This is a genomic window from Pilibacter termitis (assembly GCF_900167335.1).
Classification (GTDB): domain Bacteria; phylum Bacillota; class Bacilli; order Lactobacillales; family Streptococcaceae; genus Pilibacter; species Pilibacter termitis.
In genome coordinates, this window is record NZ_FUXI01000019.1 from 14,466 (window position 1) to 26,894 (window position 12,429).

Here is a 12,429-nt window from a genome sequence, read left to right on the forward strand (position 1 = left end):
TGTTTCCAGCAAGTAAATGCTGTGGCTCACTGCGACAAACTCCTGAACGCCCCTCTTCGCTTTTCTTTGTCTAGCTCCGTGGGGCTGAAGTTTGGCAACTGTTCACAACGTCGCTCGAAACTACCGTTTCGAGTAAATAAACGACGTGGTTCACTGTTGCAAACTTCAGAACGCCCCTCTTAGCTTTTCTTCTTGTCTAGCTCCGTGGGGCAGGAGTTGGTCGCTGTTCGCAATGCCACTTGAAACTAACGTTTCAATGCTAGTCTTTCAAGAATCTTTGATTCTTAGAAAGACTGTATGCGAAACGAAGTGTAGCAGCAAGTAAATGCTGTGGCTCACTACGACAAACTCCTGAACGCCCCTTTACGCTTTTCTTTGTCTAGCTACGTGGGGCTGAAGTCTGGTGGCTGTTCACAGTGCCGCTCGAAACTGACGTTTCGAGTAGATAAACGGCACGGCTCACTGCCACAGACTTCAATTCGCCCCACTTCGCTTTTCTATGGCGTTGATTCAAGGGTGTAAGTTACTTCTGCTTGGTATTCGCCTATTGCTGTTACTTTTCTAGGGTCTACTTTTAGTAGAAAACCTTTTTGTGCGTTGGGTGTTCGCCAATCTGAGCTAATCGTTGTTTCTACGGTAGCATTTCCGCTTGTGTCTGTTGGATTGGTGTAAATTTCTACTCCTGAACTTGTGATAAGTATCGGAGGAATACCGACTCCTTTTTGGAAATACAATACATCATTTAGATACCTCGCAGGGTCATAAGCGTGTTTGAATGGACTTGTCAGTTTTGCTGTCATTTTCCATTCTTGCTTGCTCGCCCTTGAGTCTGATACTATCAAATCTGCATCAGTTGTTAAGTCTTGCTTTTTATATTGTGGCAAAGTGTACGTTTCATTTAGCGTGCTAATGGTTTTCGTTCCAAAATCCATGACTTTCGGTGCCTCTAAAATTTCAAGCGTGCCGAATATCGTTAGGGTTTTCACTTCGTTTGTCTGGCTGATGAAAAATTCTTTATCTCCTCCCACTTGTCCAAGCGAGATTGGCCCGTCAATCCAGCGACCTGTGAAACCTTTTAATTTTGCAGTATTTTTAATGATAGAATTTACCGCACCGCCTCCGACTTTCACCGAAAATTCCCATATAGCCGTGTCTCCTGCTCCCCAGATTTGATTCTCATAACCTCTTAAAGTCAATGTGCGTGTAGCATTATCCCAGATAATACTACTGCTTGGCAATGAGTTCCCGTTTAGCTTGGCATCTAACTCGCCTAGATTGACGAGAAGATGACTGTCTAACACGTCAAAAATCTCTGGAGCATTTACAGCTTGGTCGACTAATTGAGCATTGGCTGCAGTTATTTTGTAGCGAATGACATCTCCTACCTGCACATTGCTCACTTGCACACCATTTCTGTACGTTTCCAAACTTTTTTGCACAATCGCACTCTCTACGACAACGTCTTTCACCCAAACTCTTGCTGCAACGCTAAATTTCTCTGCTCCGACAGCGTCATGGTATTCTCGCTGAACGTCACTTGCTCCAACGTCAAAAACCAAATTTCCGTCTACTCCATTTGGAGTAGTTGTATAGCTGTTTGGTGGTGTTACTACACTCCAATCTCCCGAGGACAAATCGGCGGTATCTTTGGCATAGATGTCTACATATTTTCCTTTCGGTAAATACTCTTCAAGCTGAAGTGAGAAATTTCCACTTGCGTCTGTCGTTGTCGTCAACAAGGCGGACGGGTTATTTTTTTGCATAAGCCAATTGCCGTCTACTTTCACTGCAATCACGCTGTTTGGCTCAGCTTTCCCGACAATTCTATCGCTTGCATTACTCAATACATCATCTGTCGTATCTTTTTGCCCTTTAATCTCTCTCGGAGTTTCTGGCGGTGTTACGTCTTGCACGATTTTTGTACCGATTGCATCTATCTTGGCTCTGTCTGTAATCAATCCACTTGGTGCGTTCGCATTTACCGAATCACTTCGCCACATATCAACGATCGTTATTTCTGTTCCTGCGGGCAAGAATTGATTGAGGTTAATTTTGATCAGTCCGTCTATGCTACTTCCGTACATTGTGCCATTTTCTACGGAGTGACCGACTTTCGCCTCGTAGGTTCCGTCTGGATATTTCAGTAAAACACTTGCGTGAACTTCTCCTGTCATCGCAGAGCGATAAAGCGGATTGCCCTCAGAATCACTTGCCTCACGTACTTTTGTTTTGATAAAAATAGATTTATCTGCGTTTGTCGGCTGTGCAAACCAGACAGGTTCCGCCTCGTTGTTGTTGGCACTTAGACGGCGGTACGGTGTGGCACCGACTGGAGCAGTCGAATTAAATAGATTTTGTATACTTATCGGTGACAAGTTTGTCGCAATATACTCCGAAGTGCTGAGTTGGTAATCCATTGTCTTGTCATAAAAATTATGATCTGCTGTACCACTCACATTTCCTTTGTTCCAGATAGAAAGAAATGAATGGGTGCTATCAAAGAACGTGACTGGATTGTACCTACTGCTTGAAGTACTTGAAAAGAGCAAACGTCCAGCTGCTACATTGGTCGTTGTTTTGTTTTCAAAGTTATAATAACTTGGCTCTGTCATAGCAAATTTGAATGAGCCGTTCGCCGTTCTAAAAACTCCCGAGCCAGTTCCTCTTCCTGCTGTATTACCAATGACTTCAAACTGCGTTCCACTCCCTTGTGTTACTTCAATCGAACCTCCGCTATCAAGCCCCGGACCATAATTCGCAACAAGTTTGACCAGTGATTCTTCTCCTGTCAAAGTAAATTTACTAGGTCCTGCTGCTCCAGCTGCACTTTCATCATTTCCTATGAAAACAATCGCTTGATTTCCTGCACCACTCCATGTTGAACTGTATGTGGCAGTTCCGTCTCTCGCTGTTTGGTCTCCTACATTTTCTACATAAAACTTTCCGCCACTTTCAACGCTGATTTCATTGCCATAACCATTCATGCGGATTGTTGGAGAACCTCCTGCGGTTTTCACTACACTCAGCAATGCTCCATTTTTCACATTGAGCAAGCTATCTCCTGAATAGCGGAAACGAATTGCGGCGGCGAAGTTGTGCGTTTGTCCTGCTAAATGAAGAAACATTTTCGCATGGTTGTCTACAATCATGCGTGCATTCGTACTTTGGATAACGATTAGGTTGTTCACTCGTCCAGAGGAATCATCTACTCCGTTACACGTCGCATAGTCTTTCACTTCTACATCTACTTTTCCACTAACGTTTGACTGATTAATATTGTTTGCTCTGTTCCTAATACGGATAATCCCTGATTCTCCTTGACCCACACCGGTTTGCGTATTCGATTTGAATACAAATTTTGTATTGTTTTCTGTCGTTGCTAAAGTTGGGTCACCCAATATCCGAACAGTTCCTAGTTGAGTCGCTGAATTTGCTGGATAATCATTATTAGGAGCACTTGCTGCGTAGTCTACATCAATCGCACGTCCATTATTGGCAAATGTCATTTCTACATCACTTTTTCCAGAAATTTCAAACTCAAATCCTCCAGAATCATATTGCCAGAAACCACTCGGACTGCCACTTGTATTCGTAAACTCTCCTCGCACAACACTTCCGTTTGTGATTTTCATCACTCTACTTATAATGGCAAACCCTAAATAACTCGAAGTCAAATCTAGTTTCGTTGCCTCAAAACTCACTCGCTCCATTTGTTTAGATGACGATTTCGTAAGTTTTGCATTGCCATTGTCTTTCCCGTTTAACGTAGAGTTTTTTATATCAATTACCCCAAACGCATCAGTGGCAAATATGCCGTCTGCTGAATTGGTGCCACTCGTTTTCCAAATGAGGTTTGACTCATCTATCTCAATGCTACTCGTTCCTTTGAATAACGTTCCCGTTGTCGCTAGAAGAATCGGTTTGTCGTCAATAGTAGAAAATTTCTTCACCTTGACATTTTTTCCTTTTGCTATCGCATTTACTTGCAAATTCATTGGAATTTCGCTCTTGCTTGAGCCAAGTCGAACGTTTTCCAACTCTACATTTCCGCTTAAATTCGTTGTATCATACGTGTTACTCGTCGAACTTGCGTGCTTGCCTGCAAAAAATATCGTTCCTTGTTGGTGATAATTCGTCCCCGTACTCGCTACACATTCTCGCAAAACATCTACATTTTTCACCGTAATCGCTTTTTCTGCTGAGAAAACAGTTCCACCGGTTCCTTGGTTTGTCCCGATTACCGCATTTTCAATGGTCAAGGCATCTTGTGCTTGCACGAAAAGGCTTTGGTTGCCTGCACTATTTGCCCACTGAATATCAGCGTCATAAAGTTTGACGCTTTTTGCACGAATCATCACGCCACCTGCCGTAGTATTCCCACGAATAAAACAATCGCCAGAAAGCTCTACTTGATTTGGTTCAACCGTTGCACTCGTGCTTGTCACAGTATTTCCATTGATATTCCCGCCAATAAGTCTGGAGTTTGGTGGATTAGTCGTTCCAAGAGCATTTCTAAAATAAAAGTTATCCAGATAAATATTCCACCCAGAAATATCCGTAGCGTTTGCTGAGGCACGGATAAACGACCAGTTCGCTCCTCCTGTCGACTCGATTTCTATATCTTGTAGATAGAGATTTTTAGGTGCAGAATTGCTCGCTGCACTTAATAGAAAACCACGCCTTTGATTTCCGTCTGCATTGCCGTCCGTCACTTTCAGTGTCCTACGAACATTCGGGATATTACTCCTAATCACGAGACTTTCACTTCTCGGAAGTAGTAACTGAGAATTGGCAGTTGTCGTACTCACCAATTCCCCGTCTATCACAATTTCATCAACCGTATTGTCATTATAGGCAATCGCAAAACCCGCCCACGTGCTAACCGTTGCTGAATTTGTCGCCGTAGGTAAGGAAATCATCTTAGGCATTATCGCTCTCGTTGTGATTTTCTTCGTCTGCGTTTTGAGATTTCTACTCGCACTTGCGAGAATCGTTTCGCCACGTTGAAGTAAAATTTTTACATTTTCTGCACCTTTATTTGCTACGATTTCAAACGAAATCGTTAAACTTTTCTTTGATTGTGTGGTTGTGATTGTGTATTGATTGTCCTTATTTGCTACTATGGAAAAATGTTTCCTCACTTCACTTGGCAAGGAAGTAAGCAATTCTTTTTCGTCAAGCACCCCGTTGTCAATCACTAGCGTAAACTCTTCATCTTCCACCGTTTCAATTTGAAGTGTTGCCGTTGCGACATTATCCTTGAACGATTGAAGTGTTAAAGAATACCCCGTTTCATTTGGCTCCAAGCCAAACAATTTAGGCAACAAACTCGCTTGTGAGTGCAGTGCTAGTAAGATAAAAATACAAAACACACCACCGATTGCAAGTAGCTTACATTTTCCTTTTTCCATTCTTTTCACACCCTTTCTCACACTTTTTGTTCGTCAAGAAGAAAAAATCGACTATTTTTCGAAACGTCACATTTCTTCCGTTATTCTTTCAAGTTTTAGACACATTTTGAACACAAAGTAAATATATACCGTTTTTATAAATTGTTCAACAGCAATTTTAATAGCAAACTTGAAAATGAGAACTCTCATTAAATTTTTATAACCATATTCGTACAACTTTTATTAGCTTTTTGATTTTTTATCAACGTATTCAAATATTTTACTTTTTACTTACGAATTTTAGTTTTTATAAAATAACATTACTTAAATTATTATCCACAATTTATTTTTTCACATTTTTCCAAAACGGAGAAAAATTTGAGGACAGAAAAGTAACTCATTTTTTTATATGGGCACCTCTAAAAACTCCGTTTAAGCCAAAATTAGATAGTTTTTCGATTTTCGAGGAAATCGACGAAAGCTATGTGGTTCATAGGTTGAGGAGGTTGACGAAGTAAATCGGAAAACTAGCAATTTTGGGTAAATGTGAGTTTTTAGAGGTGCCCATATTTCCTATCAGATATTTGATAAATAAATTTTAGACATATTTACAACAAAAAACCCACGAGGTTTCCCTCGCAGGCTTATTAATTTCTTCAGTTTTTAACGGCTCTCTTTCGATACCCCGACTTTTTCCCAAAGTTCGTTTAATGTGATTGTTGAAGTAATATCCACACCAACCACACGTTCACTTACAGGAGTAACACCCCAACGGTAAAGTGTTGGAATCGCAAATGCTTCTTCTGCAGCATATTTTTGCCATTCGATGAATTTTTCTTTACGATATGCTTCATCAAATGCTTTTTCAGAATTGATTTCTTCAATTAATTTTGTATTTTCTTCTGATACAAAACGAGTATAGTTGTATTGAGCTTTTGGTCCCCATAATCCGCTTGGTTCTGGATTGCTACCTGTTGACCATGCAGCTTGATAAACGTCAATTTCTGGATCGTCATGTTGCACTTTGTCGTAGAATGATTGGAAATCAAGCAAACGACCTGTTGAAAGTGTCACGTTCAAACCAATTTTTTTCCATTGTTGGATATAGTAATCCGCAAGTGGTTGAGCAGTTTCTCCACCAGACATTGAAGCAAATTTAATTTCCAATTTGTTTCCTTTTGGATCTTCACGCAAACCGTCATTGTCTGTATCTTTGTATCCAGCTTTATCAAGCAATTCTTTCGCTTTTTTCTCGTTCAAGCTATATCCCGGAACTTCTTCTTTTGACGCATGGAAATCTTTAAATGGCGGAATGATTAACGCATTTGCATTTTCACGCAAACCGTTGTAGAATTTCTTCCCTACTGCATCGTTATCAACCGCATAGCCCATTGCTTGACGCAATTCTTTGTTCGCCATTTTTGCCTCTGGATTGTAATCACTTTGAGATTTTTCTTCATTGTATTTCCCAAGTTTAAATCCAAGGTAAGTATAAGCCATTTCTACTTTACCAAGCATTTCATAGCCTTTAATGTCTTTATATTTTGTATAAGTATCTGTTGGCATTTGGTAAATATAGTCATATTTCTTCGCTTTCATTGACTCAATGATCGTTTTAGAAGAAACGTTGGTTTCAACAATTTTTTTCAATTTTGGTTTATTTCCATAGTAATGCTCGTTTGGCACAAGCTCAACAGATTCACCTGTTACTACTTTTGAAATAACATATGGTCCGAAACTCAATGGATGTTCACGAATTTCTGGGCTAGAAGACATTTTCGCCACTGGAATTTTTTCTAACTGATGTTTTGGAATAGCATATGTGAGGAAATCAGCTCCTTGCAACACACCCGGGTTATTGCTCAAGAATTTGATTTCAATTGTTTTGTCGTCCACTTGTTTCAAACCAGAAATTTCTTTTGCTTTTCCAGCATGATAGTCTTCGACACCTTCGATGTTGATTATATCAGAGTAACGAACTCCGTCATAATCTTTATCCGCAACGACTTTGTAAGTATAAATTAAATCATCAGAAGTCAAAGGTTTCCCGTCGCTCCATTTAATGCCGTCTTTTAGTGTAACTGTCGCAGTTTTGCTCTCTTTGTCATATTTAAAACTAGCTACACCGTCATTGGTAAGTTTAAAGTTTTCATCAATTGAAAACAGAGAACCAAATCCTGTTGGTTGTGCGTAGCAATAGTCATAGTTATCGCTATTGAACGCTGGCGAGAACAATCCTTGGAATGGTGCATCATTTACTACTGCAATATCAAGTGTTCCACCTTCAATTGCTTTGTCCTTATTGCTCACAGCGTGTGGCAATTTTAACTCTTCTTTTGGCGTATCCTTTGCCGTTTTTTTGCTCGATCCACCTCCACAAGCACTAAGTGCTAAGGTAGACACTGCCATAACAGACAGTAGGGTAACAACTTTCTTATTCATTCATTTTTTCCTCCTTTAACTAAATAGTTTGTTCATCCGAAGAATGATAGTCGAATGTTGGATAAATTATCCAAGACGTTGGCGTGCATCAGCACTACGCTTGATTGCATTTCCAACGTAATTTATGCTAAGCATCATTACTACGATAAGTATTGATGCAGGTAGCCATACCCAAAGATACTCTTGCAATACGGTTCCGTCTGCCGCATAGGCAATCAACGTTCCAAGAGACGGGAATTTCGGTGGCAATCCAAAACCTAAATACGTCAAGGTTGTCTCAATCCCGATATTTCCTGCGAAATTCATGGTTAAGTTGGTAATAATAAGCGAACTCAAGTTTGGTGTGACTTCACGGAAAATGATTTTCATCGTGCTTGTCCCCATAATCTTACTTGCACTAACGTAATCTCGCCGCACTTCAGAAAGCGTAACGCTACGGAAAAGCCGTGCTTTCCCAACCCAGTAAAAGAGACTCAAAACCCCGACAAACGTCACTGGATTGTAATCTGGAATCACCGATACAAGTACAATAATAATCATGGTAATCGGCAAAATCAGCACGAAATCAACAATTCGCATTAAAATGGTATCTACGAGTCCGCCAAAATATCCTGAGACAATCCCGACAAACAATCCGATAAGCGAAGTGGTAATCGTAATCGCAAAACCAATCATAATGGAATTTCTCGCACCAATAAGCAAAAGACCAAGGACATCTCGACCGCCCTCATCTGCACCAAGCAGAAATGTTTCCCCTGCAAACTCTGATTTTTCCGCTCCGGGTGGTGCGTATTTGTCAAAGATACTTACAGTGGTAACAGACTCTTGGTTGAACATCATCGCACCAACAAAAATCCCAACTAATAGTAAAACAAGCAAAATAAGTGAACCCATTGCAAATTTATCTTTTGTAAATTCACGCCAAATCATTTTAAAGCCCATTGGCGGTTGTGAAACTTCTGTTTGCTCCTCAGTTTGTGAGGAGTTGCTTGCTTTTTTTATTTTCTTACTCATAGCTCTCCTCCGTTTATTGTATTCTAATTCTAGGGTCTACAATGCTCATGACAATGTCACTAATAAGCATTCCGACAAGTGTTACGATACCTAAGATTAAGATAAGTGCCGTAATCACCGCGTAGTCCCTTTGACCTATTGAAGAAATAAAGAGTTGCCCAATACCCGGGAAACCAAAAATATTCTCAATAATGACAGAACCTGCAATTAACGAAGAAATTTCAAAACCTAGTGTTGAGGCAATAGGTAGTGAGGCATTTCTAAAAATATGACGTGTGTAAACTTTATTCGACGGCACTCCTTTACTGCGTGCGGTACGGACAAAGTCTAATTTTTTAGAATCAATCACGGAAGTTCTCAAATACTGAATGGTTACTGCGGTAGCAAGAATCGCTTGCGTAAGTGCAGGTAACAATAAATGATAGAACTTATTGAGAATCGTTGGGAATCCTGCTGCTACCCCAATATCTACTGAGCCTCCTGTCGGGAACCATTGCAATTTATACCCAAATAAGAAGAGCATAAGCAAACCAAAGATAAATACAGGAATTGCAAACGTCAAATAAGAGTAAACGCCAATGATTCTATCCAACCAGCTATCTTCGTATCGCCCTGCCAACATCCCTAACGGCAAAGCAATGAGATAGGTGATAATCGAAGTCAGCAGAGAAAGAGAAATCGTATTTGGAATACGTTGCCCTAGAATCGTTGTAACATCTAGCTTGTAGATAAACGAACGCCCTAAATCTCCATGGAAAATATTGGTTATCCAGCGAGCGTATTGCGTTGGCCAAGGGTCATTCAACCCTGCTTTTTCCTTTAATTCTGCGAGAATTTCTGGTGTTACGTTCGGATTGAAATTCCCTGCAAACGGATCTCCCGGCATTAATTTTGCCAATATAAAGACGAGAATACTCAAAATCACAATCTGAGGAATCATCAACACAACACGACGTAAAATTGTTTTCCACATTATGCTCCACCCCTTTTCAATGCTACTTGGTGTGTTGGACTTAGACTACTCAGGTCAAATACACGACCGTTTGAGTCATAATAATCGCCTTGACTTTCTTGGTATTCTTTTTCAACTTTACGACGATTGTCCATGTGTTTGTCACGATTGGCAACATCAATACGAGGAATTGCAGAAAGCAATCGTTTCGTGTAAATATGTTGCGGTCGCAAATAAATGTCCTCACGTGTTCCGATTTCAACAAAACGTCCTTTATACATAATGGCAATGTTGTCACACATATGTTTCACCACACCTAAGTCGTGTGAAATGAATAAATAGCTCAAGCCAAATTCTTCTTGGATTTGTTTCATAAAGTTCAACACTTGTGCTTGAACAGACAAATCGAGTGCTGAAACTGGTTCATCTGCAACGATTAATTTTGGATTGGTCGCTACTGCACGTGCCACACCAATACGCTGACGTTGTCCGCCAGAAAATTCATGTGGATATTTGTAAAGTGCATCATCTGGCATACCTACAATATCCAAGAGTTTGCGTACTTTTTGCTTTTCTTCTTGGTCGCTTAAACGCTCAAAATTGCGAATAGGCTCAGCAATCACGTCAACGATTCTCTTTTTCGGATTGAGACTACTCATGGAATCCTGAAAAATCATTTGCACGTCTTTGTTGTAGTTCAAGTGTCTGCGAACAGATTTTTTCGTTACATCTTGCCCTTCATACGTGATTTTTCCGCTTGTCGTTTTCTCCAGTCCGACAATTGCTTTCCCTATGGTTGACTTTCCACTTCCAGACTCCCCTACAAGTCCGTATGTTTTCCCCTTTTCAATGACGAAATCTACACCATCAACTGCGTACACATAATCCGTCACACGATTGAAAAAACCGCTACGAATTGGATAGTGTATTTTCAAATCTTCAATGCGTAATAATTCGCTCACTACACTTCCTCCTTCGCCAATTCTTTTGCAATTTCTTTGCGATGTTCCAACTCTTCCACGTCAGCGTCTTTGAAATGGAAATGTTTGTAGCAAGTACACCTAACAAAGTGATTTTCTTCTACTTCGTGCAGTTGTGGGTCTTCCTCATGTTCGCTCTCATCAATCCACGTAATACGTGGTGCAAAGCGACAACCTTTTCTCGGAAGATTTTTCAGACTTGGCACGATTCCCTCGATAACGTGCAGTTCCTCTTGCTCAGAGTCCTCTTGCGGAATAGAGTTTAGCAAAGAACGAGTGTATGGATGTTTTGGATTGTTGAATAGTTGTTCTACTGTCGCGTATTCTACAAACTGTCCTGCATACATTACTCCTACTTTGTCAGCAGTCTCCGCCACTACACCAAGGTCGTGCGTAATCAGAATAATCGCTGCCCCTGTTTCTTTTTGCAATTCACGCAATAAATCCAAAATCTGTGCTTGAATTGTCACATCAAGAGCTGTTGTCGGCTCATCTGCAATAATAATCGACGGCTTAGCAGCAATCGCAATCGCAATAATCACACGCTGACGCATTCCTCCAGAAAGCTCGTGAGGGTATTGTCGTGCCACACGTGCAGGATTTGGAATCCCCACTTGTTCTAATAACTCAATCGCACGATCATAACGCTGTTCTTTTGTTAACTCTTTCCTGTGGTAGCTCAAGCTCTCGCTAATTTGATCACTAATACGCATAAGCGGATTTAATGCTGACAACGGATCTTGGAAAATCATCCCAATTTTATTCCCACGAATGTTGTTATACAACGTTTCGTTTAACTGTGTTAAATCCTGATTGTCAAATAAAATATGCCCGCTTACACGACTATGTAATGGATCGTGCAACCCCATAATCGCTGTGGCAAGTGTTGACTTCCCACATCCACTTTCGCCAACTATCGCAAGGATTTCATTTTTTTCAAGCGTAAAGCTCACGTCATCCACTGCATCATAATAGTCGTCCTTGATTCTGAAACCTAAATGTAAGTTTTGCACTTCCAGTATTTGCTTATCTTCTGGCATAAACTTACTCCCTTCCAAAAACATATTTGTAGGGCACCTCTAAAAACTCGCACTTATCCTAAATTGCTAGTTTTCCGATTTTCTTTGTCAATCTCCTCAACCTTGTCTAGCTACGAGGGGCAGGAGTTTGGTCGCTGTTCGCAATGCCACCTGAAGCTCTGCTTCAGGCAAGTAAATGGCATGGCTCACTGCAACAAACTCCTGAACGCCCCTCTTCGCTTTTCTATGTCTAGCTACGAAGTGCAGGAGTTTGGCAACTGTTCGCAACAACGCTCAAAACTTACGTTTTGAGTAAATAAACGTTGTGGCTCACTGTTGCAAACTCCTTAACGCACTTCTTCGCTTTTCTATGAACCACATAGTTTTCGTCGATTTCCTAGAAAACAAGAAAAACTAGCGAATTTAGTCTTAAGCGGAGTTTTTAGAGGTACCCTTTAGCTTAAAAATATTTTAAAGCCGTTATTTATTTAGTATAAAGATTTGGTAAAGAAAAAGCAAGAAATATTTTCATAGATTCATAATCTTTCTGAAAATTCCAATGCGACCCTTATATAACACCGTTCCTTTTCATTAGGCTAAATTAAAGTTTACTTTTCAACCGAAGAATAGTA

Annotated in this window: 7 protein-coding genes; all 7 read right to left on the reverse strand. The window is 40.5% G+C overall.

Annotation, left to right across the window (positions count from 1 at the left end):
* Window positions 1-497 precede the first annotated feature (497 nt).
* Window positions 498-5,420, reverse strand: coding sequence for an Ig-like domain-containing protein (locus B5D30_RS08340; protein WP_144399543.1), 4,923 nt, complete (start codon window positions 5,418-5,420; stop codon window positions 498-500).
* 633 nt (window positions 5,421-6,053) lie between these two features.
* Window positions 6,054-7,832 (reverse strand): oligopeptide ABC transporter substrate-binding protein, encoded by a 1,779-nt coding sequence (locus tag B5D30_RS08345; protein WP_078807615.1) that lies wholly within the window; start codon window positions 7,830-7,832, stop codon window positions 6,054-6,056.
* 66 nt (window positions 7,833-7,898) lie between these two features.
* Window positions 7,899-8,846: an ABC transporter permease gene (locus B5D30_RS08350; protein WP_078807616.1), complete on the reverse strand. Its 948-nt coding sequence runs from the start codon at window positions 8,844-8,846 to the stop codon at window positions 7,899-7,901.
* Between the two features lie 13 nt (window positions 8,847-8,859).
* Window positions 8,860-9,819 (reverse strand): oligopeptide ABC transporter permease, encoded by a 960-nt coding sequence (gene opp4B / locus B5D30_RS08355; RefSeq protein WP_078807617.1) that lies wholly within the window; start codon window positions 9,817-9,819, stop codon window positions 8,860-8,862.
* Complete coding sequence (locus B5D30_RS08360; RefSeq protein WP_078807618.1) at window positions 9,819-10,760, reverse strand: ABC transporter ATP-binding protein; 942 nt, start codon at window positions 10,758-10,760, stop codon at window positions 9,819-9,821. Before B5D30_RS08360 ends, opp4B begins: the two co-directional genes overlap by 1 nt.
* Window positions 10,760-11,842 (reverse strand): ABC transporter ATP-binding protein, encoded by a 1,083-nt coding sequence (locus B5D30_RS08365; protein ID WP_200806721.1) that lies wholly within the window; start codon window positions 11,840-11,842, stop codon window positions 10,760-10,762. The genes B5D30_RS08360 and B5D30_RS08365 overlap by 1 nt, the downstream gene beginning before the upstream one ends.
* A gap of 72 nt (window positions 11,843-11,914) precedes the next feature.
* Window positions 11,915-12,085 carry a hypothetical protein gene (locus B5D30_RS13700; RefSeq protein ID WP_159443271.1) on the reverse strand — a complete coding sequence of 57 codons (171 nt, stop codon included), beginning with the start codon at window positions 12,083-12,085 and terminating at the stop codon, window positions 11,915-11,917.
* Between the last annotated feature and the right edge of the window lie 344 nt (window positions 12,086-12,429).

Excerpts from the sequence above, each read along its gene's own strand:
- B5D30_RS08345 (WP_078807615.1), bottom strand. The coding sequence starts at position 7,832 with ATGAATAAGAAAGTTGTTACCCTACTGTCTGTTATGGCAGTGTCTACC.
- B5D30_RS08350 (WP_078807616.1), bottom strand. The coding sequence starts at position 8,846 with ATGAGTAAGAAAATAAAAAAAGCAAGCAACTCCTCACAAACTGAGGAG.
- opp4B (WP_078807617.1), bottom strand. The coding sequence starts at position 9,819 with ATGTGGAAAACAATTTTACGTCGTGTTGTGTTGATGATTCCTCAGATT.
- B5D30_RS08365 (WP_200806721.1), bottom strand. The coding sequence starts at position 11,842 with ATGTTTTTGGAAGGGAGTAAGTTTATGCCAGAAGATAAGCAAATACTG.